A 25,413-nucleotide genomic window follows, 5' to 3' on the forward strand; every position below is an offset into this window, starting at 1 on the left:
TGGGTGCTGTCTCTTCCTCTTCTAGCTTTCCTTCGACGCATATCCGTCGAGACAACTCGTAGCATATTCGATGATGTCTTGCTCGTTCCTGCGCTTCTTTGTGTACTCATTTCCATTCGTAAACAAACACCGCTCGTCGCAACTTATAGGGGGGGCGCATTAGAAAAGGTTTCTCATATGTAAAAAAAACTGTTCGCCAAGCTTGGCAAGTTCCTTGCCTTGTTACGCTTTCGCGTAATACAGCCTTTTTGAACTTGGCTCTTGGGTGTATGTTTCTTATTCGGAGGATCAGGATGTTTTTAGTTTGCTTGCTCCTGCGCTTCTTTGTTTACTCATTTCCATTCGTAAACAAACACCGCTCGTCGCAACTTATAGGGGGGGGGCGCATTAGAAAAGGTTTCTCATATGTAAAAAAAACTGTTCGCCAAGCTTGGCAAGTTCCTTGCCTTGTTACGCTTTCGCGTAATACAGCCTTTTTGAACTTGGCTCTTGGGTGTATGTTTCTTATTCGGAGGATCAGGATGTTTTTGGTTTGCTTGCTCCTGCGCTTCTTTGTTTACTCATTTCCATTCGTAAACAAACACCGCTCGTCGCAACTTATAGGGGGGGGGGCGCATTAGAAAAGGTTTCTCATATGTAAAAAAAACTGTTCGCCAAGCTTGGCAAGTTCCTTGCCTTGTTACGCTTTCGCGTAATACAGCCTTTTTGAACTTGGCTCTTGGGTGTATGTTTCTTATTCGGAGGATCAGGATGTTTTTGGTTTGCTTGCTCCTGCGCTTCTTTGTTTACTCATTTCCATTCGTAAACAAACACCGCTCGTCGCAACTTATAGGGGGGGGGGCGCATTAGAAAAGGTTTCTCATATGTAAAAAAAACTGTTCGCCAAGCTTGGCAAGTTCCTTGCCTTGTTACGCTTTCGCGTAATACAGCCTTTTTGAACTTGGCTCTTGGACAAATGAATTTGTCCCGAGCCAGTTCTCAAAGGCTGACTTGACGAACAGTTTTTTTAGGGTTATGAGTTGAGTTTTTCTAATGCTTTTTGGGCGGCTTGTTGCTCGGCTTCTTTCTTCGATCTACCTGTACCGACTCCTAATTGTGTATCTTCAAGCCAGACTTCGGAGACGAATTCGCGGCAATGGGCCGGGCCTTTTTCTTGAACGATTTTATATTGGATATGTCCCTGAGCTTCTCGTTGAATGAGTTCTTGTAGTTGACTCTTGAAGTCCATCATGTGCGAGAATGCTCCTTCTTGGATTTTAGGGTAGACATATTCATCTAAAAAGTTGTATACAGCGTCCATTCCAAGGTCTAAATATACTGCTCCAACGAATGATTCGAAAACGTCAGCTAGTAATGCTGGTCGTTTTCGACCACCTGTCATTTCTTCACCTTTTCCAAGTAATACATATTCACCAAAGTTTAATTCATCTGCGATTCTTGCCAATGATGGCTCGCATACGATGGCAGCTCTGAGTTTGGTCATCTCGCCTTCGCTCATGTTTTCAAAGTATTTGAAAAGGTATTGTGAGATGGCCAATTCCAAAACCGCATCGCCTAGAAATTCTAATCTTTCGTTATCGTCATGTGGTCGTATTCGATGTTCGTTAACGTAAGAAGAATGGGTAAATGACTGGATAAACAAATCTTCATTGTTATAGTCAATGTTAATTGATTTTAAAAATTGACGATACTTATTTTTTTTTGCATTTGTCATTTGCATTTTCTTCGCTTGATGCTTTATTCCCCTTCTTCGAATCTTTCGTGATTGTTGCATGAGTACCCCCATCGCTTCTATCAATAAATTTTTAGTTAAGAATGAAATCCCAAGCCCTCGTAGGGGCTTGGGTTAAATACTATTGGTGATTGTCTATGTAATTAATTACATCACCTACAGTAGAGATTTTTTCTGCATCTTCGTCGGAAATTTCTAAGTCAAACTCATCTTCAAGTTCCATAACAAGTTCAACTACATCCAAGGAGTCTGCTCCTAAGTCATCTTTAAACGTAGCTTCAGGTTTTACTTCTGATTCGTCTACGCCAAGACGTTCGGATACGATTTTTGCAATACGATCTAACGTTGCTGCCATTTACTTCACCTCCTCTCAAGACATTATAGGATAAAGCTCAAGAAAAAACTAGAGTGTTTTCCTAAGATTGTCTATTCGTTCGTTTGCCCACCAAAGGTATTCATTTTCAAAAGCGTCAGAGACTGCAGTTACATGACCATCCCACCGTCAACATGTAGTGTTTGTCCAGTCATATAGCCAGATGCGTCACTAGCTAGGAATGTGACGACTGATGCTACTTGTTCTGGTGAACCTAATTTACCTAATGGAATTTGTTTTAGCATTTCTTCTTTCACATTTTCAGGAAGCTCATCAGTCATATCAGTTTCGATAAAGCCTGGTGCGATTGAATTAACTCTTATGTTTCGGTTTGCTAATTCACGAGCTAATGATTTTGTTAAACCGATGACACCTGCTTTACTAGCTACGTAGTTAGCTTGTCCGGCATTACCTAAAACGCCCACTACAGAGGAAATGTTAATAATTCTTCCATAGCGCTGTTTCATCATTGGACGAGTAACCGCTTTTGAGCAGTTGAATACGCCTTTTAAGTTCGTTTCAATGACTGCATCGAAGTCTTCTTCTTTCATTCGCATGACAAGTGTATCTCTTGTAATTCCAGCGTTGTTTACTAGAATATCAATCGATCCAAATTCATCGACAACAGTTTTAACCATGTTTTGTACAGCTTCAGAATCGGCAACATTTCCTTGTAACGCCATCGCATTCACACCATGTGACCGACATTCTTCTGCAACTGCTTCTGCTTTATCTTTGCTACCTGCATAGTTAATTGCGACATTTACACCTTGTTTTGCTAACTCTAGTGAAATTGCTCGTCCAATTCCTCTAGATCCTCCTGTTACTAATGCGTTTTGTCCTTTCAAGTTCGTCACTCTCCTTTAAGTGTCGTTAAGGCTTTATCAAGTGTTTCATTATCATAAATTGGTAGTACTTTCGCTCGTCTTGACACTTTCTTTACTAAACCACTCAAGACTTTTCCTGGGCCTAATTCAAAAAATGTATCGACACCTTCATCCACAAGTTTTTGTACCGTATCTTCCCATAAAACAGGTGAATAAATCTGTTTATATAGTAACTCTTGAATTTGTTCAGGGCTTTCTACAATATCAGCAGTCACGTTTGCTACAACTTTTGATTCAGGTTGTGAGAAGCTTACATGTGACAAGTGCTCTTTCATTTTTTCTGCTGCAGGTTTCATTAATGATGAGTGGAACGGTCCACTTACCGTTAACGGGATCACACGTTTAGCACCTTTCTCTTTTGCAAGCTCTCCCGCACGCTCGACACCAGCAACTGTACCAGAAATAACGATTTGGCCTGGGCTATTAAAGTTTGCAGGCTCTACGACACTCGCTTCTTCTGTCGCTTGTTCCGTCACTTCCACTAACGTTTCACGGTCCATACCAAGCACAGCAGCCATTGTTCCTTCACCAGCTGGTACTGCTTCTTCCATCCATTGTCCTCTTTTTTGAACAGCTAAACATGCATCTTCAAAACTTAAACTACCGCTTGCGACCAGTGCAGAATACTCCCCTAAGCTGTGCCCTGCTACATAGTGGCTTTCGATCCCTTGTTCTTTTAATAACTCTAAAATCGCGACACTTGTTGTAAGTAATGCAGGCTGAGTATTTTCCGTACGTTTTAACTCTTCTTCATCACCGTGAAAAATTAAGTTCGTAAATTCTTCTTCTAAAACATTGTCAGCTTTTTTAAAAATATTTAAACACACATCGTATGTCTCTGCTAACTCTTTTCCCATTCCGATTTGTTGTGAGCCTTGACCTGGAAATAGAAAAGCTGTTTTCCCCATAGTTACATCTCCTTTTCTGATTCGTATGCAACAATTTCTTGTTTAATTGTTTCAGCTACTTTTTCGTCATGCATTAATTTCGCTTGTTTAATCGCACTAAAAAATGCACGTTCATCCGATGAGCCATGCGCTTTTATAACTGGGGCATTTAATCCGAAAAGGCCTGCTCCACCGTACTCTGAGTAGTCCATTTTTTGTTTTACTCGCTTAAAAGATGGTTTGAGTACGCCAGCAGCAAGCTTATTTTTCACAGAAGAAGTGAGTTCCTCTTTAAGTAATGAAAATAAGGATAATGCGGTTCCTTCGATTGACTTTAAGACAAGGTTGCCTGAGAATCCGTCACATACGACCACATCTGCTGCACCTTCTAATAAATCACGAGCTTCAACGTTTCCGACAAATTCCATGTTACTGTTTTCTAAGAGGGCATATACTTCTTTTGTTAGTTCCGTGCCCTTCCCTGCTTCTGTACCAACATTAAGTAATCCAATTCTCGGCTTTTCCACTTTACGGACTTTCTTCATGTATACATCACCCATTAGAGCGTACTGGAAGAGGTGCGATGCTTTCGCTTCCATATTTGCTCCAACATCTAATAATAAGAATCCGTCTCCACCAAGTGTTGGCAGCATTGGTGACAGTGCTGGGCGTTCAATTCCTTTCATTCGACCAACAATTAAAAGACCGGCTGTCATAAGCGCTCCGGTATTTCCAGCAGAAATCGCTGCATCAGCATTTCCTTCTTTCACTTGCTGTACAGCTAAAACCATTGATGAATCTTTCTTACGTCTTACTGCTTTTACTGGAGAGTCTTCTGCTTCTATTTGTACATCTGTATGAATGATTTCAACGCGATCGGACGGCTCCATATATGCTTTAATTTTAGACTCGTCGCCAACTAAAATAATAGACAAGTCTTTATATGTATTTAATGCTTCTTTACACCCGTATAAGACACTTTCAGGTGCATGGTCGCCACCCATCGCATCAACAGCAAGCTTCATTTTTAACACCTTCCTCTTACGACTGATCTTCACGGTACATAGAAAATTCACCGCGAAAGACCATTTCTTGTTCAACGTAACTTGTTACTTCAACAATTGTCCGAGATTCTTTAATTTCAACAACACGAGCTTTTGCAATAACACGTTCACCAGCTTTTACTTGCCGTTTAAATGAGACTTCCGCTTTTGTCGTTAACGCTAATTCGTCATCAATAATCGCAACAGCTAGTGAGTTAGCTTGGGCAAATAAATGATGTCCTCTAGCAATTTGATTTCTAGAAAAAACGTGTTCTTCCCGAATATCTAAAATTGAAATTGCATGTTTATCTAACTCAAGGTCAATCACTTCACCAATGACTTCTTCGAGGGCTAACGCTTTAACAGTATCGTACTGCTGTTTTGCTACATCCTTAATTCGCGCACGAACTTCTGGAATGTTTAATTCAAGACGATCTAGACGCACCGTCTGTACACTCACTCCAAAATGTTCTGCTAACGCTTCATCTGTAATAAATGGATTTTCTTCAATTTTCTCTTTTAATAACGGTTGTCTTTGCTTTTTTGACAGTTTCAATCTTATCACGTCCACACTCATATGACTAGGTACTAATAGTAGTATATAGTTGCTCCTTACAATTTTCAACCAAAAATATTTTCGTTTAATCTAACTTTTCTCGTTTGAAAGCCCCTTGTTTCTCTAAAGACTCTCTTAGCATACGGTAATCTTCCCCTTGCCAAAATGCTTCAGAATAGACAAGCTTTGTAGCATCTTGCCTTGCGACCTCTAACACTCTATAGTCTTCAACAATGTCGGCAATTTTAAAATTCGGTAATCCACTTTGTTTTGAGCCAAAGAAATCTCCCGGTCCTCGTAACTCAAGATCTTTTTCCGACAATTGGAAGCCGTCATTCGTTTCAGTCATAATTTTCATTCGTTCTTTACCGACATCTGATTTAGGGTCAGCTAGTAAAATACAATATGATTGCTCACTACCGCGTCCAACTCGCCCACGTAATTGATGTAACTGAGAGAGGCCAAACCTTTCTGCATCATAAATAACCATAACTGTCGCGTTTGGAACATTTACTCCTACCTCAACAACAGTTGTAGAAACGAGAACATGCGTTTTATTATCTGCAAAATTATCCATGGCCTCTTCTTTTTCATCAGCTGGTAACCTTCCATGCATCAGTCCAATGTTGTATACGTTTAATGCTTGTGACAACTGCGCGTGCACATCGATTGCATTTTGCACATCAAGTTTATCTGATTCTTCAATCAGGGGGCAAATCACGTAGGCTTGCCGCCCTTTCGTTAATTCTCTTTCAATAAAATCTAATACTCGTGGAAGCATGTGCGGCTTTGCCCAATGTGTTTCAATCACTTTGCGCCCTTTTGGGAGTTCATCTATCACAGATACATCCATGTCGCCAAATGCTGAGATCGCTAACGTTCGCGGAATGGGTGTTGCGGTCATGAATAGAACATCTGGGCGTATACCTTTTTTCCTTAATATCCGTCTTTGATCAACACCAAAGCGATGCTGCTCATCTGTAATAACAAGTCCTAATTTCTTAAAGTTTACACCTTCTTGAATAAGTGCATGTGTTCCAATAAGAACATCAACCTCACCCGCCTCAAGATTGTGAAGGACTTCTCGGCGTTCTTTCACTCTCGCAGATCCAGATAAAAGCGCAACTTTTAACCCGAATGGCTCTAACAAATCTTTTATCGAGCTTACATGCTGTTCTGCCAATATTTCTGTTGGAACCATAAGTGCTCCTTGAAAGCCTGCTTTTACTGCTGCAAATAGCGCACAAGCTGCAATCACTGTTTTACCAGAACCTACATCCCCTTGCAAAAGTCGGTTCATTCGATATTCAGAGCGAAGGTCTTCTGTAATTTCTTTCAACACTCGATTTTGTGCATTTGTTAATGGGAACGGAAGTTTTTCGACAAACGCCTCTATACCTGTCTGTGAAAAATCTTTTATTTGTCCTTGATCTGCTTCACGTTCTTTTTTTCGAAAAAATTGCATTTTCAGTTGGAAAAGAAGAAGTTCTTCGTAAGCCATTCTCCGTTTAGCTTGCATTAAGTGCTTTGCTGTCGCAGGGAAATGGAGGTGGTAAAGTGCTTCTTTCTTACTCATCAATTTGTATGTAGTTAACAATTGTTGTGGAAGATTTTCACTAATGGAATTGCCATACTGCTCAAATGCTTGTTTAATAAACTTTCTTAGCTGATACACTTTCAAATTTTCCTTTACGGAATATACAGGCTCTAATCCTTCAGCATCAGGATCTTGTTTTTTTAACGTTCCACCCGTTACCATTAGACGGTGCCTGTCAAACTTTCCGCTAAAAGTCATTTCTTCGCCTAGGTTAATTTGATTTTTTAAGTATGGTTGATTAAAGAAGATCGCCTGAACTAAGAGACCGTCCACGAGTACGCGAACGGTCAGCCGAGATTTCTTTTTTCCAAAAAAACGAAGGTCCGGTTCACTATGAACTGTTCCACGAACCGTCACTCTTTCTTCATGCTGCACTTCAGATAGAGGCCGAATCGCATGGTCTTCATATCGAAATGGAAAATATTCAAGTAAATCGCTAATTGTATGGATGCCCATTTTCTCGAATTGTTCTTCTGTTCTTGGGCCAACCCCTGAAATATTTGATAATGATTCAGTCATTTTCTTTCTTCACACCTTTATTTACTTTGAGGAACCAAAAATTTGCTCTTGGTATTTCCGCCCTGTCGGTGTTGCCGCTAAGCCACCCTCTGCCGTTTCTCTTAGTGCTGATGGCATTGATTCACCAATCTTATACATCGCATCAATGACTTCATCACACGGAATACGACTTTCAATTCCTGCTAACGCTAAATCAGCTGCAACAACCGCATTAGATGCTCCAAATGCATTTCGTTTTACGCATGGAACTTCTACTAAACCTGCAACAGGGTCACATACTAATCCTAGCATATTTTTAAGCGCAATCGCCATTGCTGTGGCTGATTGTTTTGGTGTTCCTCCCGCCATTTCAACGATTGCTGCTGCAGCCATCCCCGTTGCAGAACCGACTTCTGCTTGGCAACCACCTGCAGCTCCTGATATCGATGCATTATTTGCAACAACATAACCGAACGCACCGCTCGTAAATAAAAAGCGAACCATATCTTCTCTTGTAGGGTTCAATTTATTTCTTACAGAGAACAACACCCCAGGTACTACCCCTGCCGAGCCAGCTGTTGGCGTAGCACAAATCGTTCCCATTGCGGCATTGACTTCATTCGTTGCCATCGCTTTTGCAACACCGTCTAAAATTTGTGTTCCTGAAAGTGTTTCATTGTTTTGAATATATTCATAAAGCTTCTTTCCGTCTCCACCCGTTAAGCCTGAGACAGACTCCACTTGTTCTTTAATTCCTCTTTCAACCGCCTTCTCCATGACATCTAAATTCTTTTCCATTTGAGAAAATATTTCTTCTCTCGAACGCTCATGGATTTTCATTTCTTGTTTAATCATCATTTCTGAAATCGGTAAATTCTCTTTTTCTGCGATCTCGACAAGTTCTTGTACGTTTCGAAACATGCTGCAACCTCCATTACATTCATTAATCATGAATTTTCGTTACTTTTTCAACACATGGCAAGCTTCCAACTTCTTTCATAACATTATTTTGGATATTTTGATCTACTTCAATCACCATTAATGCTTCTTCCCCAACATCTTTACGTGAAACTTCCATATGCCCAATGTTGATCTCGTGCTTTGCGAGTACTGTGGAAACAGACGCAATCGCACCGTAACGGTCATTATGAACGACTAAAATCGCTGGATGGTTCCCACTTAGCCTTAATTTGAAGCCGTTTAATTCTTTTATTTCAACTTTTCCGCCACCAATTGATATTCCAACGAGTTCCATTTGGTGCTGTCCATCACCGAGTCTGATTTTTACTGTATTCGGGTGGTCCATATTCACGTTCTCTTCATGGAATGAAAAGTCCATCCCTTTTTCTTCAGCAAGCTCAAAGGCTTTTGGAATACGAGGGTCAAATGTATCAAACCCTAAAATACCACCTAACAAAGCAACATCTGTGCCATGCCCTTGATAAGTTTTTGCAAACGAACCATATAAATGAAAAGTTACCCATTCTGGTTCTTTTTGAAAGAGTTGTCTTGCAACAAGCCCTATTCTTGCAGCACCTGCGGTATGTGAACTTGATGGCCCTACCATGACAGGGCCAATAATATCGAATACACTACGAAACTTCATTTCGGCCTTCCTCCTCAACGTATACGATCTATATATATACTTCCCACTATTTATATGTTAACAAACCAATCGTGAAAGGGCTATCATTTATTGTTATATGGGTATAATTTGCTGAATATATGTATATGTTACTCTGTTAATGAGAAAACTGTCTCCCCTTTTCACATCATTAATGTTGGAATACGAGGCGAACATACAAGCGCTTTTCCTGATGCGAAGCTGGCCGTAAAGGTTGTGAGTTTGTCGTGAAAATCCAGCTTCCTTCGTGAAACTTAAACATTTCTGTAAAAACGTTATTCTTTGTATAAAACATTTTATTTCATATTATAATCATTATAAATTTTCTTAGCTTTTAACCCCATATTAACGTTAAACACACCTGACGAACCACCACTTATGTGTAAGATAAAAAAAGAATCCCTACCGCGTACGGCAGGAATCCATAAATTAACGTTTATTTTACATTCGTGATTGAAACAGAAAGTGTACCAGGGCCAACATGAGTTCCGATAACAGGCCCGATGTCTGTAATAATGGATTCCTTTACATTAAAGGAGCCTTCGATCTTTTCCATGAGAGCTTTTGCTTCTTTTTCACTTTCTGCATGTGAAATCCCCACGTGAATTGGGTTATCTGCATATTTCTGTTCAACTTGTTGAATGATTTTTGCGACAGCTTTTTTGTTGCCTCTCACTTTTTCAAATGGGTAAACTTCACCTTCATCGTTTAATGAAAGAATCGGCTTTATTTTCAAAAGTGAACCGAGAACTGCTGAGGCTTTTCCGATTCTACCGTTTTTCTCGAGGTATTCCAGTGTATCAACCATGAAATAAACAACCGTATCTTCAAGAAGCTCATCAATTCTCTTTAAACATTCTTCTTTTGAAGCGCCGTTCTTTGCTAGCTTAGCAACTTCGACAACAATGATGCCAATAGCATACGATGCACGACGAGAATCGATGACTGTTAGTGGAACTTCATCACCTAACGTTTGTGATGCTATGTAGGCAGATTGAAAGGTTCCACTAAGTTTTGATGATAAATGAATAGAAATAATGTCATCTTCTGGTGATTCTTCATGGATACGACGGTATTCCGCTTCAAATTGATGTGGGGTTGGCTGTGATGTCGTTGGAATTTGGCTTGCACCTCTAAGTTTTTCATAAAACTGTGAAGCATTTAAATCAACACCATCTTCATACGTTTCTTCTCCGAAATGTACTTTTAACGGGACAACGGAAATGTTTAAATCTTCTACAATGTTCTTTGGAATATCTGCTGTTGAATCAGTAACAATTTTAACTTGACTCATTAAGACACAACCCCCTTCATTTTACAACCGATTATTCTACAGAAACGATATAAGAATATAAAGGTTGGTTTCCTTCATGAACTTCTACTTCTACATCTTCATATTGACCTTCAATATAATCTACGAGATCGTCAGCTTCTTGCTCCGTTCGGTCTTCACCGCGGATCACTGTAACAATTTCGCTTTCGTCGTCAATCATCTTAGTTAATAAATCTTGCGCAACCTCTTGCACGGATGTTCCTGTGGCTACAATGTCCTTTTCAAAAATACCCATGTAGTCACCTTTATTAATGTCAACACCATTGATGCTCGTATCACGAACGGCATATGTAACTTCACCTGTTTTTACCGTTCCTAGTGATTCTGTCATTTCTTCTTTGTTATCTTCTAAAGCATCAGTAGGGTTATATGCAAGCAATGCTGCTAACCCTTGTGGAACCGATTTTGATGGTACGACAACAATTTCTTTATCTGATACGGATGCAGCTTGCTCAGCGGCCATAACAATATTGCTGTTATTAGGAAGCAGGATCAACTTTTCAGCATTTGCTTCATCGATTGCTTTAACAAAGTCTTCTGTAGATGGGTTCATCGTTTGCCCGCCTTCAATGACAACTTTTGCACCTAAACCTTTAAATAGCTCAGCAATACCAGCACCCATTGCAACAGTTACAATACCATACTCTGTTTTCTCAAGACCTTGTGCTTCTTTTGTATCATGCGGAACTTCTACACCTTCTTGTTCAAGGATACTTGTATGCTGTTCGCGCATATTTTCAATTTTCACGTTAACTAATGCCCCGAACTGTTGAGCTTCAGTAATGACATTACCTGGGTGCTCAGCATGAATATGGATTTTTAACAAGTCATCATCAGAAACAACTAATAGTGAGTCACCGTATTGACTAAGTACTTCCCGGAAGTTGTCTTCACTGAAAGGATTTTCTTTCATTTTCTCTTCTTCGAATTTCACCATCACTTCTGTACAATAACCAAATTCAATATCTTCAGTAGCCATATGACTTTGTGCAGATTGGTGATGTTCTACTTTGACAAGCTCGTCCATGTTTGGTGCATCTTGAACGACATCTACGATCTTTTCACCTTTTAAAACAGCTAGAAAGCCTTCATAAATTGTAACGAGACCTTGTCCACCTGAGTCAACGACACCTACTTCTTTTAGTACAGGAAGTAAATCTGGTGTTCTCTCTAATGAAGCCTTGGCTTCTTCAAGAACAGCCTCCATCAGACCGATGACATCATCGTTTCGCTTCGTATATTCTCCTGCTTTCTTCGCCGAATCTTTAGCAACTGTTAAGATCGTCCCCTCAACTGGTTTCATCACAGCTTTGTACGCCATTTCTACTCCGTATTCGAAGGCAAGACTTAAATCTTTCGCTGTTAATTCTTCTTTACCCTCAACGGATTTCGAGAAACCTCTAAACAGTTGAGAAAGGATTACTCCAGAGTTTCCTCTTGCACCCATAAGTAATCCTTTTGCAAAGCTCCCAGCTACTTTACCGACGTTCTCGGTATTTGCTCCTTTTACCTCTTTTACGCCAGATGTAATCGTTAAATTCATATTTGTACCTGTATCACCATCTGGTACAGGGAAAACGTTTAACGCATCAATTGTTTTAGAATTGTTGGATAAATTGTTTGCCCCTTCAATAAGCATATGAGCAAACTTTTCTCCTTCAATTTTCTTGATCGTCACTATTGCTCCTCCTAACTCATCCTATGGGTTTGTTACTCGTACTCCTTGAACGAAAATGTTAACAGAGTCGACAACTAAACCTAACATTTGTTCTAATTGGTATTTTACTTTTGATTGTACGTTGTGTGCCACTTCTGAAATCTTCGTTCCGTAGCTTACAATAATATACATATCAATGTGGACTTGTTCATCGTCTTCTTCACGAATGACAACACCGCGTCTTAAATTCTCTTTTCCTAATAGATCCGTAATTCCATCTTTTAATTGCTTTTGTGAAGCCATTCCAACAATACCATAACAATCGATTGCCGCTCCACCTGCAATGACAGCAACTACTTCTTTAGAAACGTCGATCTTTCCATAATTCGTCTTCATTTCGATGGTCATGAATATGCCTCCTCTAGGTATTTCTCTAATGGCTACCGTCATTTTACTATAATGAAAGAGATTTTGAAAGAACAGATAGGTCTCTCTTCCTAATCATTCTTAAAACTATGCAAATAATACTGACGATGATAAAAAACACTCAGTGATTTTCAACCCTTATAGTAAAAGAAGAACCATCGTTGCGACAGCACAGAACATGCTAGTACCTGCGTTGCGATGGATAGGACATCGTCCTTTTATCCGGTAAACCTAAACCTTATACTCAAGTCGTAAAAAATTCAGCAACGTCGAACGTTCTTCTCTTGCTAACGTTTTATACGTGTAAAAAAACTTAACTTATCGCCCAATCCTAACTGATAGCATAAATTAAATACATTATATAAAATAACAAAACATATTATACAATATACTGTCAAGTTTTTTTCCTTGAAAGTTTATATAAAATGACTTGAAATCTATGATGGCGTATGCTAAGATTACGAAGTGTTTGAATTGCAATAGTTCAAAAATGACTATGTTTAAAAAGAGGATGAAAAGGACCAAGGAATTCTAAGAAGCAAATGTTAGATTTGCAAAGCGTATGTGTAATGATATGTGAGCAATGGATAACCTAGCTGACAAAGAAATTCGACGGTCATTTTTCTCGGACTTTTTGAACATCCACAAAAAAGAACAGATGTCACTCATCGTGTGTCAGAAGGAGGGAGAATCATGGCACGTAAATGCGTAGTAACAGGAAGAGGACCTCGCTCAGGTAACCAACGTTCTCACGCGATGAACGCGAATAAGCGCCGCTGGGGTGCTAACGTACAAAAAGTACGTATCTTGGTTGACGGTAAGCCGAAACGTGTATACGTTTCAGCGAAAGCTCTTAAATCAGGAAAAGTTCAACGCGTTTAATATGAAAGTTGTACTAAAAAACGGCGCCTAACCGCGCCGTTTTTTTCCTTTCGTACAAACCAATGGAAAAGAGGAGTGTTCCACTCCTCACTTGATAGACTATATCGATTAACCCTTTTTAAATGATCCTAATACCGCTCTAACAAACCCTCCAAGAAACTTTGGTAATTTAATCGTATAAAACTTCATTTTTCCCCCTCCTCTTATAAGGTGCCGCCTCGGGACGTTATAACATATACATAAAAACGTGCTTCGTTATTACACATTATATTCAGTTGGGTGGAAATAGTACCTTTTTTTTATAATAATAGCCCAATTGATTTTCCGTTACGTTAATAACCTATGTGCATTAAGCTTTAACTGTGCATATGATCACTTGATTCAAACACCATCAAAATTCCTTCTTTGAATGAATAACTCCCTTGACTCTCTCTTAATTCATTACTTATACAAAGACTAGATCCTTGTACAACCTCTTTTTCTTTCAGTGGGTAACGAAACCCTGTTAAAGTCAGACCTTTTACTTTTTTTGACATCGGCAAAAACGAGATGTAGTTTGCTTCGCTATTTGTTAGCGTATATGAACCTGGTTTTTTCATAAACATTCTGTTCGAACGATCTTCCAATATGACAGGAATATCGAGTTCAAGCCCTTTTAAAAGCAATTGTGTGTTCATAAATAGATGATCTAATCGTCCTCCAGTTCCACCAAAAATAATGACTTTTTCGACATCTTGACGTAACAACACCCAACTTAAAGCAATTTCTAAGTCAGTTTCATCTTTTTCTTCTGGATAAACTTTAAGTGAAAGTGAATACTCATCAACCCACTCTTTTTCTTCTTTCGATAATGAATCAAAGTCACCAAAAGCATAATCTGGTTGGGTGTTTTCTTTTAATAAATAATAAACCCCTCTGTCCACACCGATCCACTTTACATCCCCACTTCCATATATTCGCTGTATTTCTGAAACAGGTGGAATATTCTCAATCGGACCTCCTGCAAATAATATATAAATCATTTCCTCTTCTCCTAACGTTTTCATCCGTGTGAAAAAAGCCCATGCATTAACTGCACCGGCTTCCCTTTCGCTCTTTGTAATTAACCTCTAATCGACTCAATCGCTTTTTGTCGGTCAGGTTGGTTATATACAGCTGATCCAGCAACTAGTACATTCGCACCCGCTTCTACACAAAGCTTAGCTGTCTCTTCGTTTACACCACCGTCAACTTCAATGTCGATCTCTTTACCAGTTTGATTTACTAGCTCACGCACTTCTGAAATCTTAGGTAAGACAGAATGAATAAATGACTGTCCTCCAAACCCGGGGTTAACCGTCATCAATAGAACAAGTTCAACATCTTCAATGATAGGTTTTATAGAGTCAACTGGTGTTGCGGGGTTAATCACGACACCCGCTTTAACGCCTTGCTCCTTTATTAAATGAACTGTTCGATGTAAATGTGCACAAGCTTCTGCGTGAACGCTTATAATATCTGCTCCAGCTTTTGCAAATTGAGGAATGTATTGATCTGGGTTCTCAATCATTAAATGGACATCTAATGGAAGATCCGTAACCGGTCGAATCGCATCGACAATTAATGGACCAATTGTAATATTAGGAACAAAATGACCATCCATGACGTCTACATGAATATAGTCTGCTCCACCTTTTTCAACGTCTTTTACTTCTTCTCCTAATTTTGAAAAATCTGCTGATAAGATAGAAGGAGCTATTTTTATCATCTTAGTACCTCCGCTTTTGTGATTGGATTTCTTCGACAAATTGTAAATAATGATTATAACGATGCTGTGCAATTTCACCATTTTCTATTGCTGCTTTTACCGCACATTTCGGTTCATTGATATGTGTGCAGCCTCTAAACTTACAATCATTTAACCGTTCTCGCATTTCAGGATAATACATGCCAAGCTCATCTGCTTCAATTCCTTCAAAGTCTAACGAACTAAAACCAGGAGTATCTGCAACATAACCCTTTTCAATCGGGATGAGCTCTACATGACGCGTCGTATGTTTACCTCTCCCTAAACTTTTAGAGATAGGGTTTGTTTCAATATCTAAATCTGGCTTTAAGGCATTTAAAAGTGATGATTTCCCTACACCAGACTGACCTGCAAAAACAGAAACTTTATTTGCTAAATATGGACGGAGGGCCTCTATCGTTTCATCCAAGTAAATCGACGTATTGACGACCTCATACCCTAGATCACGATACGTACTCTCATATGTTTGCATCATCTGTTGTTGCTCTTCTTCTAATAGATCGACCTTTGATAAACAAATAATCGGATCGATATCATTAGCTTCAACATGGATTAGAAATCGATCTAGTAACAGAGAGCTAAAGGATGGTTCTTCTGTGGAAAATACAAGAACAGCCTGCTCTACATTCGCAATCGGTGGACGAATGAGTTCATTTTGCCGGTCTTCTACACTTAAAACGTAGCCGTCCGTTCTATTTTCCGCTTCAAATTCCACCCAGTCACCTACGAGAGGGGTGATTTTTCGCTTCCGAAAGTTCCCCCGCCCTCTGCATTGGAAAATGCCATCTTCATTTTCCACATAATAAAAACCACTTAATGCTTTTACGATTCTTCCTCTACTCATTCAAGCCTCCTTATCCATGAAAAAAAGATGATAGCTCCTTTTTTTATTATTCATATTGTTGTTCTTTTAATTCTTCATACGAAATCACTTTTGGCGAATCCTTATATTTTTGTTCATTAACGTAAATATAAACAAGTGCTTGTTCTCCAGGAGCAATAGTCATTGGTACTTGATACATCGTTGTATCACTAGTTTCTTCATCCACAACTGTTGCAGGAATACTATTTTCCAAATCAATAACCGTAATTTGGACACGAACTGGCTGTGGTTCTTCTTCGTCATCTATGTCTTCATCTATGTCTTCATTTATTTCCACTGTTACAGGCACATTACCAGAAATCGGCTCAGGGTCTGGTTCAGGTTCAGGTCCTCTAGAAAAAATAATGGTTGCATCTGTTCTTTCACGTATTTCAGTTCCCCTTGGAGGATCTTGAGAAACCACTCTTCCTTCTTCAACTGTCGGGTGATATTCTTCTTTATACGTAATATTTAACAACGGTTCATTGCCTATTTCTTCACCTACCTCATCTCTAGTAAAGTTAAGTAAGTGCCCCATAATATATGTCCGTCTCTCACTTACAACTAGCGTGACAACTGTATCATGAGGAATAATCATATTTCCTACTTCTGGCGATTGAGAAAGAACCGTGTTATCATCGCCATCCATTGTTTCTTTTAACTCAATTTCAATCCCCTCAAAACCATCAAGCTCTCTTTCAGCTCTCTCGAGAGATAATCCAGTCACATCGACCATTTCTTGCGGTTCACTACCTTCACTAATAAACAAGGTTACTGATGCACCTTCTTTTACTGTTGAGCCAGCACCAGGTCGGTGTGAGATAACTTTTCCTTCTTCCATTTCATCATCGTACTGGTGTTCTTCTTCGACTTCTAATTTTAACTCTAGTAGTACTTCCGCTGCTTCGTCTGCTTCCATTCCAATAAGGTCATCTGGAATTATCACATCGTTAACGTGTAACCAACTTGGAATGAGCGAAAAGGCAAGGTAAGTCGTTCCAAATAAAAAGAGGAATGCTAGAATAATGGCTGTAAACCAAAATTTTGGACCTTTCTTTTTCTTTGCAGGTTTCTCTTCAGTATCATTTGAACTTACCATTGTATTTTGGTTATGAATGAGCGTTTCTTTCGATTGGTCCCCGACCTGTTCATTTTGAATGATTGGTATTGCTTTTGTTTGTTCATCATTTGGAGTAGGAATGTAATAGCGCTTTTCATTTACTCTTTCAGGACTCAAAACCGTATGTAAGTCGGTTAACAATTCACCTGCTGATAGAAAACGGTCTGATGGATCTTTCGCAGTTGCTTTTAAAACAACATTTTCAACACTTTGAGGAATATTCGGATCCATATCCCTTAAATACGGTAATGGTGTTTGTAAATGTTTAATGGCAACAGAAACTGCTGTATCCCCTTGAAACGGCACTTCTCCAGTGAGCATTTCGTACATGACCACACCGAGCGAATAAATATCAGATTGATACGTGACATTGCCTCCACGAGCTTGTTCAGGTGATAAGTAGTGTACAGATCCTAAAACTGAATTCGTATGAGTGATTGTAGCTTCACTAATGGCACGAGCGATACCGAAGTCTGTGATTTTCGCTTGTCCATCTTTACTAATCAAAATATTGTGAGGCTTTAAATCCCTATGAATAATACGATTTTCATGAGCATGATCAATTGCTGAAACCATTTGTTCCATATAAGACACTGCTTCATGCACATCTAGTTTCCCTTTTTGTTGAATGTAATCTTTTAATGTTAGACCATCAATGTATTCCATAACGATATAATATAAGTCTTTTTCTTCGCCTACATCATAAATGTTGACAACATTAGGGTGGGCTAAGCTTGTAGCCGCTTGAGCCTCTCTACGAAATCGACGTATAAACTCATCATCTTTTGAGAATTGAGCTTTTAAAACCTTTACTGCAACTTCACGATCGAGAATGATATCATGAGCTAAATAAACATCAGCCATTCCGCCGCCGCCAACAGGCTTTACGATTTGATATCGTTCATTAATACGTTCACCTTTCATGCTTCATTCACTTCCTCTGTCACATAGGAGTAGCGAACAATGGCAATTGTTACGTTATCTTCCCCACCGCGTTCGTTTGCTGTTTCGATCAATGTATCAGCAATTGTAGATAAAGGTTCATCACTTTTTAAATGCTTTTCAATTTCCTCATCTTCAATCATATCTGTCAAACCATCTGAGCATAATATGAGCCACGACCCTGCTTCCCAATCAATGGTACGAATATCAGGTTTAACAGTCGATTCTGTTCCTAATGCTCGTAAAACAACATTTTTTCTTGGGTGGTGCATCGCCTCAACTTCTGTAATTTGTCCTGAACGTACAAGCTCTCCTACTAGTGAGTGATCATTTGTCAACTGCTTTAAACCATCACTTGTTTTTAAATAAACACGTGAATCTCCAACATGACCAACTGTAATAAAATCTTCATTACAAATAGCAACAACTAACGTTGTTCCCATCCCTTCACAAGTTACGTTTTCTTTAGCATGATTATAGAGCGCTTGGTTCACATCTGTAATCGCCTGTTGAAGCCACTCTTCCGTTTCTTTAGGAGACATGGAATGCTCTATAGCATTCCATCTTTGTAACAAAAGTTCTTTTGTCATTTGACTAGCCACGTCACCTGCCTGATGCCCCCCCATTCCATCAGCAACAAGTACGATCGTTTGTCCGGATTCATTTTTTTCAAAAGCTCCATCATCTTCATTGTGACGACGTATTTTCCCTACATGTGTACGAAAGATCGCTTCCATAACATAGATCCCCTCATTTCTTTCATTACGCTCATCGTACGAATTTGACGTAAATGATCGTTTTACTATCTTTTTCTACTAGTAAACGGTTTCGCCAAATTCTGTTTTAAATCCTTGTCTCAAAAGGATTTTATATTTTTTTTAATGCTGAAATAAAGAATCCATCTGTTCCATAATCTCCTGGGAATAGCTGGATCATTGCTTTATTATCAGCTACACTATCTTTGACTTTATCTGGCATCCGTTCAATAAATGTTTCATCTAACGTTGCTTCTTGTACGGACTCTATAAACCGGTAGACGTTTTGTTCATTTTCTTCTTTATCCACGGTACAAGTACTATAGACAAGAGTGCCACCTTTTTTTAGAAGTGGCCAGACAGAGCGCAAAATATCTTGTTGAATGGTTGCTAAATGATTGACATCGTCTGCTTTTTTTGACCATTTTATATCTGGCTTTCTTTGTATTACCCCTAAGCCAGAACAAGGGGCATCAACTAAAATGCGGTCAAAGCTTTCTTCATTAAACTTTGTATCAACTTTTCTTGCATCAAGTACTTCTGCCTCAACGTTTGTAAGGTGCAATCTATTCACTTGATCCATAATCAGCTTGATTTTATGGTCATGAATATCTAACGCTTGTACTTGTCCGGTGTTTTTTAATTTTTCAGCGATATGTGTCGTTTTCCCACCTGGAGCCGCACACGCATCTAAAATTTGTTCGTTTACTTTTACACCAAGCGCATTTGCGACAAGCATTGACCCTTCATCTTGAATCGTAAGCCACCCTTCTTGAAATGCTTTCGTCTTGCTTAGTGACCCTTTTTGAACCACAATACTTTCTGGGAGAAGGTCACTATTTTGCGCTTCAATTCCCTCTTCATTAAGTGAGTGTAATACTTGATCAACATTAACTTTACTTACATTTACTCTCGCTGTCGTTTTCGGGTGAAGTAAGTTGCTTATCGCCATTTGTTCCGTTTTCTCTAATCCATATTGCCCGGACCAACGCTTAATTAACCACGCCGGATGGCTCGATTTTACTGCGACTTTCTCGAATTTATCATCAATGGTATCAAACGACCTCGTCCCTTTTCGTTGAACAGCCCGCAATATTCCATTGACCATTCCAGAGATTCCTTTATGGCCTCGTTTTTTGGCAATTTGCACAGCTTCATTAATGACAGCATGATCAGGGACGCGATCTAAATAAATCATTTGATATAAGGAAAGCCTTAATAATATATGCACCCAATTATCAAGCTTCTGTAAAGGCTTTTTTGAGAGTGGTTCTAAATAAAAATCTAACGTTTTTTGGCGTTGAATGGTTCCATAAACAATTTCTGTTAACAACGGCACGTCTTTGTCGTTTAACTTAGCTTTCTTAATCATTTCATTAAGCAAAAGGTGGCTGTATGCTTGATTTTTTTCAATTCGAAGTAACGTTTCTAACGCAACCTCACGTACATTCATTTGCTGTTTCATATTACTCTCCTAACAACGTTCCTTCAGTTAATTCTTTTCCTGCACCTACTAAAAACGTCTTAACATCCATTCTTTTTTTTCCTGAAGGTTGAATATCGGTCAGTTTTAATACTGTCCCATCTCCACAAGCAACAAAAATGCCTTCATCTAGTTTTACAATCGTACCTGGTGTTTTGTTTGTCGTTTCTGTTGTCTTTTCAGACCACCAAACTTTCATACGTTTTCCTTCTAAGGTTGTGTACGCAACTGGCCATGGGTGTAATCCGCGAATTTGGTTATAAATTTGTTCAGCAGTCATTGCCCAATCAATCTTCTCTTGCTCTTTTGTAATATTTGGCGAATATGTAACTTCCGTTTCATCTTGTTCAATGGCCTGGATTGTACCTTCTTCTATTTGAGGCAATGTCTCTAATAATAAATCAGCCCCTAATTCGCTTAATTTATCATGCATTGTACCCGTCGTATCATTATCCTCAATAGGGATTGAGCGCTGTGATAGAATATCTCCTGCATCAAGCTTTTCTACCATATACATGATCGTTATGCCTGTTTCTTTCTGTCCATCGATCACCGCTTGATGTATTGGAGCTCCGCCACGATATTCTGGTAGTAATGATGCATGAACATTGATACACCCTAGCAGAGGAATATCTAGCAATTCCTTCGGTAAGATTTGTCCAAATGCAGCTGTGACAATTAAGTCTGGTTCTACTTTAGCAACTTGCTTCCATTCTTCCTCTTGCTTAATTTTTTCAGGTTGAAAAACGTTTATACCATGTTCTTGGGCAGCCACCTTTACTGGTGGCGGTGTTAACTCTCTTTTTCTTCCTTTTGGTCGATCCGGTTGCGTAACCGCCAAAACGACATCATACCCATTTTCCACTAATGTATGTAATACAGGAACCGCAAAATCTGGCGTTCCCATAAAGACCACTCTCATTTTTCATTCCTCACTTTCTCGCTATAAAGGCAGTAATAGACACTAGAATTTTCCCTTAAAGCTTTTGCATTTTAAACAACTGTTTAAAGCATCATATATGGATTTGTATCAATGACAATGGATAAGCTTGTTCTACTCATCTCTCCTTGATACGTTCTTATGACTTCTTGCAAAACAGCAATCAACTTCGGTTCAACTTTGTATTTTATCATGCATTGGTAGCGATATCTATCTTTGATTCGAGGGATCGCTGATGCAACTGGGCCATACACGAATGTATCGTTTGATAAATTCCCCTTTAAAAACTTCACGATATTTTCCGTTACAGTGACGACCTTTTGTAAGTCGTTATCACTAATATTAATGAGTGTTAAGTAGTAATAAGGAGGATAACCGCCTTGCTTACGAATGTACATTTCTTTTTGAAAAAAAGAGACATAATCGTGTTCTTTCACATCTTGTATACTGTAATGATCAGGAGTGTATGATTGCACGATCACTTCTCCTGGCTTTTCATGTCTACCTGCTCGGCCACTTACTTGTGTTAATAATTGAAACGTTCGTTCAGAAGAGCGAAAGTCTGGTAAATGAAGCATTGAATCTGCCGCTAACACACCGACTAGTGTGATGTTCGGAAAATCTAACCCTTTTGCGATCATCTGTGTCCCTAATAGGACATCACCTTCACCTTGTCCGAATTGATTTAATAGTTTCTCATGTGCCCCTTTTTTTCTAGTTGTGTCAACATCCATTCGAATGACACGAATACCTGGAATCACTTTTTTAATCTCTTCTTCTACCTTCTGGGTACCTGATCCGAAAAAACGGATTGAATCACTTTCACATTCGGGGCAAATTGTTGGCACCGTTTCTGTATATCCACAATAATGACATTGTAACGATTGGTTCGTTCGATGATAGGTTAATGAAATGTCACAATGCGGACATTCAGCAACATAACCACAGTCTCGACACATTATAAACGTCGAATACCCTCTTCGGTTTAAAAAAAGTACGACTTGCTCATTACGTTCTTTCCGGTCAATAATCGCTTCAAACAGTTCATTCGAGAACATTGATCTGTTCCCATTTTTTAATTCGTCTCTCATGTCAACAACATTGACAGTAGGCATTTTTACATCATTTACACGTTTATCCATCGTCAGTAAATGATAGACACCTTTTTTCCCCCTTGCATAACTTTCTAGAGAAGGTGTCGCACTCCCTAAAATGACTGGACAATTAAAATAACTTCCTCTTTTAATCGCAACATCCCTTGCGTGGTATCTCGGTGATTCTTCTTGTTTATAGCTTGTTTCGTGTTCTTCATCAATAATGACGATCCCTAAGTTTTCAAAAGGTGCAAAGATTGCTGATCTTGCCCCAACGACTACTCGGACCTCTTTGTTTCGAATTTTTCGCCATTCATCGTATTTTTCACCTTTTGATAGCGCACTATGTAGAACCGCAACTAACGAACCAAACCTTTCTTTAAAGCGAGTGACCATTTGTGGGGTTAAGGAAATCTCTGGAACAAGAACAATCGCTTCTTTCCCTGCTTTAAGTGCGTGTTCAATTGCTTGTAAATAAACTTCTGTTTTCCCGCTCCCTGTCACGCCTCGTAATAGAAACGTTTCATGGGTGTTGTTTTCCATCGAAGTAATGATCGGTGTAAGTGATTCGCTTTGTTCAGAAGTTAAGGATAGTGAGTTACTTTTTTTAAAGCTTCTCCCCTCATAAGGGTCACGATTAAATACTTTTTCTTCTTCAAGTAAGTACCCTTTTTTCACTAGAGCTTGTACTGTTGCACGTGATACATGCGTTTTTTCTAATAAATCAACAACTGTCCATTCTTTTCCATCTTCACTCTCAAGAAAAAATTGCAGTAACTGTTTTTGCTTCTCGGCATTCTTTGGTAGAGTATCAGCTACTTCTTTCAACCGCTGTTTGTCTACGTTCCTTTTAATAATTTTACGTTTTTTGCTTGTTTCTTTTGTACCAACAATCGACTCTGTTATTAGTTTTCCTTCTTTTATCGCTTTTGTAATAAGTTTTCTTTGTTCTTCTGAAAAATGTTTATGAACATCATCCCAATCAAGTTTTTTTGTCTCATCTGGAAATAACCTTTGAAACTCAATGGGTAAAGAAGCGATATTTACCTCAGGGTGTACTTTGATTTCTTTTTTATATTTCGCTCTCATCGCTGCTGGTAACATAACTTTTAAAGCGGCTATATGAAAAGATAATGTTTGTTCTTTTAGCCAAACACTTAGGTCTAATAATTCTTGAGTTAAAGGTGGCTGAACATCTACAACTTCAATTATTGACTTTATTTTCTTCAAGTCGTATTGGCTAGAGTCAACAACTTCCATAACAAATCCTTGTACTTTACGAGGCCCAAAAGGAATAATCACCCTTACCCCCGGGACCGTTGTTTCTTCATAAACGGGAGGAATGAAATAATCAAAGAAACGATCCGTTTGGTTTGTTGCTACATCTACAATCACACGTGCAATCATTTGCCATTGAACCCTTCCATGATATTCATCGTTTCATCAAGAAGCACTTTCGCAATTTCACTTTTCTTTTCCATAGGTACCCTTACAGGTTCACCTTCCCGTTTAAAAAGTATGATTTCATTTGTATCCCCTGCAAAACCAGATCCTGGAGTAGATATAGAATTCGCCGCAATCATATCGACACGTTTTTTCTCAAGTTTCTTTTTCGCAAATTCTTCAAGGTTTTCAGATTCTGCCGCAAAACCAACTAATGTTTGGTGTGTCCTCTTTTCACCTAATTCTTTCAATATATCTTTTGTTCTCTCCATTTCTACGGACCAATTACCCTCTTGTTTTTTCATTTTTTGATCGTATGTATTTTTTGGTCGATAATCTGCTACTGCAGCTGATTTAATCACTAAATCTTGATGTGGGAACTCTTTCAGTACCGCATGATACATTTGTTGCGCCGAGTCAACTCTTACAACGTTTACTCCGTGTGGTTCTTCAACTGCAGATACGCCTGAAATAAGTGTCACATCAGCTCCACGTTTTGCAGCTTCTTTTGCAATCGCATAACCCATTTTCCCTGTTGATCGGTTCGTAAAAAAACGTACTGGATCTATCTTTTCTCTTGTTGCCCCTGCAGTAACTAATACTTTTTTTCCATACCACTTTACATTTGCTATTTTTGTAAAATGATGTTCTACTAATTCCAATAAATCTTCAGGTTCACTCATTCGACCTTTACCTTCATACCCACATGCTAAATACCCCTCATTAGGTTCAATAAACGTATAACCATATTCTTTTAATGTCACCATATTTTTTTGAACAGCAGGGTTAGCATACATATTCACATTCATCGCTGGAGCAATCATAATAGGAGCTGTTGTCGCTAGTAACGTCGTAGATACCATGTCATCAGCGATTCCGTTTGCTAGTTTGCCTATAACATTCGCTGTAGCAGGGGCAATAAGAACTAAATCTGCCCAATCGGCAATGTCGATGTGAGCAATTTTCGTTGGGTCTTTTTCTTCAAATGTATCTGTATAGACGCGGTCACGCGATAGTGCTTGAAAAGTTAACGGAGTGACAAACTCTTGGGCAGAAGATGTCATCAATACTTTTACTTCATATTGATGTTGGATAAGTTTACTCGTTAATGCAGCCGCTTTAAAAACAGCAATGCCACCAGTTACACATAATAAAATTCGTTTCTTGTCCATTTATGTTCGCCTCCATCGGTTTCCTTAATTCTTCTATGTCTCTTTCCTTTAACAATACCGAAAACCAGCGAGAAAAACAAAGAAAAAAACAACCTTATGATAAGGCTGTTTTATGATTCTTCTCTTTCGTATGTTAATTTTTCTGCGTCAATCTCTTCTAACGCCATCCCTACGAAATTTACAGATTGTGATTTCTCTGTCTTTTGGAAAAGGCCAGGGTTTTCACGAAGCTGGCGGGCTCTGTGAGCGGAGATCGTTACAAGTGTGTACTTTGAGTTAATTTTATTCATCAATGAATCAACAGATGGGTTTAACATATGA

At 38.9% G+C, this 25,413-nt stretch carries 24 protein-coding genes; 1 reads left to right on the forward strand and 23 read right to left on the reverse strand.

What is annotated here, in order from left to right:
• Positions 1–1,012: 1,012 nt before the first annotated feature.
• The 12 genes from rnc to LGQ02_RS13010 form a co-directional block, all read right to left on the reverse strand.
• On the reverse strand, positions 1,013–1,774 hold the full coding sequence (gene rnc / locus LGQ02_RS12955; RefSeq protein ID WP_404802356.1) for a ribonuclease III: 762 nt from the start codon (positions 1,772–1,774) through the stop codon (positions 1,013–1,015).
• A 79-nt stretch (positions 1,775–1,853) separates the two neighbouring features.
• Complete coding sequence (acpP, locus tag LGQ02_RS12960) at positions 1,854–2,087, reverse strand: acyl carrier protein (protein WP_226514785.1); 234 nt, start codon at positions 2,085–2,087, stop codon at positions 1,854–1,856.
• A gap of 128 nt (positions 2,088–2,215) precedes the next feature.
• Complete coding sequence (gene fabG, locus LGQ02_RS12965; protein ID WP_226514786.1) at positions 2,216–2,953, reverse strand: 3-oxoacyl-[acyl-carrier-protein] reductase; 738 nt, start codon at positions 2,951–2,953, stop codon at positions 2,216–2,218.
• 5 nt (positions 2,954–2,958) lie between these two features.
• Positions 2,959–3,900, reverse strand: a complete 942-nt coding sequence (fabD, locus tag LGQ02_RS12970) for an ACP S-malonyltransferase (protein ID WP_226514787.1) — start codon at positions 3,898–3,900, stop codon at positions 2,959–2,961.
• 2 nt (positions 3,901–3,902) lie between these two features.
• Positions 3,903–4,904 carry a phosphate acyltransferase PlsX gene (gene plsX, locus LGQ02_RS12975; RefSeq protein ID WP_226514788.1) on the reverse strand — a complete coding sequence of 334 codons (1,002 nt, stop codon included), beginning with the start codon at positions 4,902–4,904 and terminating at the stop codon, positions 3,903–3,905.
• A gap of 16 nt (positions 4,905–4,920) precedes the next feature.
• Complete coding sequence (gene fapR / locus LGQ02_RS12980; RefSeq protein ID WP_404802357.1) at positions 4,921–5,499, reverse strand: transcription factor FapR; 579 nt, start codon at positions 5,497–5,499, stop codon at positions 4,921–4,923.
• A 64-nt stretch (positions 5,500–5,563) separates the two neighbouring features.
• Positions 5,564–7,594: an ATP-dependent DNA helicase RecG gene (recG, locus tag LGQ02_RS12985; RefSeq protein ID WP_226514790.1), complete on the reverse strand. Its 2,031-nt coding sequence runs from the start codon at positions 7,592–7,594 to the stop codon at positions 5,564–5,566.
• A 21-nt stretch (positions 7,595–7,615) separates the two neighbouring features.
• On the reverse strand, positions 7,616–8,494 hold the full coding sequence (gene sdaAA, locus LGQ02_RS12990; RefSeq protein WP_226514791.1) for an L-serine ammonia-lyase, iron-sulfur-dependent, subunit alpha: 879 nt from the start codon (positions 8,492–8,494) through the stop codon (positions 7,616–7,618).
• A 22-nt stretch (positions 8,495–8,516) separates the two neighbouring features.
• Positions 8,517–9,179 carry an L-serine ammonia-lyase, iron-sulfur-dependent subunit beta gene (gene sdaAB / locus LGQ02_RS12995; protein WP_226514792.1) on the reverse strand — a complete coding sequence of 221 codons (663 nt, stop codon included), beginning with the start codon at positions 9,177–9,179 and terminating at the stop codon, positions 8,517–8,519.
• A gap of 454 nt (positions 9,180–9,633) precedes the next feature.
• Positions 9,634–10,491, reverse strand: coding sequence for a DegV family protein (locus LGQ02_RS13000; RefSeq protein ID WP_226514793.1), 858 nt, complete (start codon positions 10,489–10,491; stop codon positions 9,634–9,636).
• 31 nt (positions 10,492–10,522) lie between these two features.
• Positions 10,523–12,208, reverse strand: a complete 1,686-nt coding sequence (locus tag LGQ02_RS13005; RefSeq protein ID WP_226514794.1) for a DAK2 domain-containing protein — start codon at positions 12,206–12,208, stop codon at positions 10,523–10,525.
• Positions 12,209–12,229: 21 nt separating this feature from the next.
• Positions 12,230–12,595 carry an Asp23/Gls24 family envelope stress response protein gene (locus LGQ02_RS13010; protein WP_226514795.1) on the reverse strand — a complete coding sequence of 122 codons (366 nt, stop codon included), beginning with the start codon at positions 12,593–12,595 and terminating at the stop codon, positions 12,230–12,232.
• Positions 12,596–13,306: 711 nt separating this feature from the next.
• Between LGQ02_RS13010 and rpmB the strand changes: the two genes are divergently transcribed.
• Entirely contained in the window at positions 13,307–13,495 is a 189-nt protein-coding gene (gene rpmB, locus LGQ02_RS13015; RefSeq protein WP_096189173.1) for a 50S ribosomal protein L28, read from the forward strand.
• Positions 13,496–13,603: 108 nt separating this feature from the next.
• Here the strand turns inward: rpmB and spoVM are convergent, their stop codons facing one another.
• The 11 genes from spoVM to rpoZ all read right to left on the reverse strand — a co-directional run bounded on the left by spoVM (position 13,604) and on the right by rpoZ (position 25,409).
• Entirely contained in the window at positions 13,604–13,684 is an 81-nt protein-coding gene (spoVM, locus tag LGQ02_RS13020; protein ID WP_007202502.1) for a stage V sporulation protein SpoVM, read from the reverse strand.
• Positions 13,685–13,851: 167 nt separating this feature from the next.
• The gene (locus LGQ02_RS13025; protein WP_226514796.1) at positions 13,852–14,517 is read right to left on the reverse strand and encodes a thiamine diphosphokinase; all 666 of its coding nucleotides are present in this window, start codon (positions 14,515–14,517) and stop codon (positions 13,852–13,854) included.
• A gap of 80 nt (positions 14,518–14,597) precedes the next feature.
• Positions 14,598–15,242, reverse strand: a complete 645-nt coding sequence (gene rpe, locus LGQ02_RS13030; RefSeq protein WP_226514797.1) for a ribulose-phosphate 3-epimerase — start codon at positions 15,240–15,242, stop codon at positions 14,598–14,600.
• Between the two features lies 1 nt (position 15,243).
• Positions 15,244–16,125: a ribosome small subunit-dependent GTPase A gene (rsgA, locus tag LGQ02_RS13035; RefSeq protein ID WP_226514798.1), complete on the reverse strand. Its 882-nt coding sequence runs from the start codon at positions 16,123–16,125 to the stop codon at positions 15,244–15,246.
• A 46-nt stretch (positions 16,126–16,171) separates the two neighbouring features.
• Positions 16,172–18,187, reverse strand: a complete 2,016-nt coding sequence (gene pknB / locus LGQ02_RS13040; protein ID WP_226514799.1) for a Stk1 family PASTA domain-containing Ser/Thr kinase — start codon at positions 18,185–18,187, stop codon at positions 16,172–16,174.
• The gene (locus LGQ02_RS13045; RefSeq protein ID WP_226514800.1) at positions 18,184–18,942 is read right to left on the reverse strand and encodes a Stp1/IreP family PP2C-type Ser/Thr phosphatase; all 759 of its coding nucleotides are present in this window, start codon (positions 18,940–18,942) and stop codon (positions 18,184–18,186) included. The genes pknB and LGQ02_RS13045 overlap by 4 nt, the downstream gene beginning before the upstream one ends.
• A gap of 130 nt (positions 18,943–19,072) precedes the next feature.
• Positions 19,073–20,425 (reverse strand): 16S rRNA (cytosine(967)-C(5))-methyltransferase RsmB, encoded by a 1,353-nt coding sequence (gene rsmB / locus LGQ02_RS13050; protein ID WP_226514801.1) that lies wholly within the window; start codon positions 20,423–20,425, stop codon positions 19,073–19,075.
• Between the two features lies 1 nt (position 20,426).
• Positions 20,427–21,365 (reverse strand): methionyl-tRNA formyltransferase, encoded by a 939-nt coding sequence (fmt, locus tag LGQ02_RS13055; RefSeq protein WP_226514802.1) that lies wholly within the window; start codon positions 21,363–21,365, stop codon positions 20,427–20,429.
• A gap of 83 nt (positions 21,366–21,448) precedes the next feature.
• On the reverse strand, positions 21,449–23,884 hold the full coding sequence (gene priA / locus LGQ02_RS13060; protein ID WP_226514803.1) for a primosomal protein N': 2,436 nt from the start codon (positions 23,882–23,884) through the stop codon (positions 21,449–21,451).
• A complete protein-coding gene (gene coaBC / locus LGQ02_RS13065) occupies positions 23,881–25,092 on the reverse strand; it encodes a bifunctional phosphopantothenoylcysteine decarboxylase/phosphopantothenate--cysteine ligase CoaBC (protein ID WP_226514804.1) in 1,212 nt (403 codons plus the stop codon). Before coaBC ends, priA begins: the two co-directional genes overlap by 4 nt.
• A gap of 110 nt (positions 25,093–25,202) precedes the next feature.
• Positions 25,203–25,409 (reverse strand): DNA-directed RNA polymerase subunit omega, encoded by a 207-nt coding sequence (gene rpoZ, locus LGQ02_RS13070; protein WP_226514805.1) that lies wholly within the window; start codon positions 25,407–25,409, stop codon positions 25,203–25,205.
• Between the last annotated feature and the right edge of the window lie 4 nt (positions 25,410–25,413).

The sequence above is a fragment of the Bacillus shivajii genome (assembly GCF_020519665.1).
GTDB lineage: Bacteria > Bacillota > Bacilli > Bacillales > Salisediminibacteriaceae > Bacillus_CA > Bacillus_CA shivajii.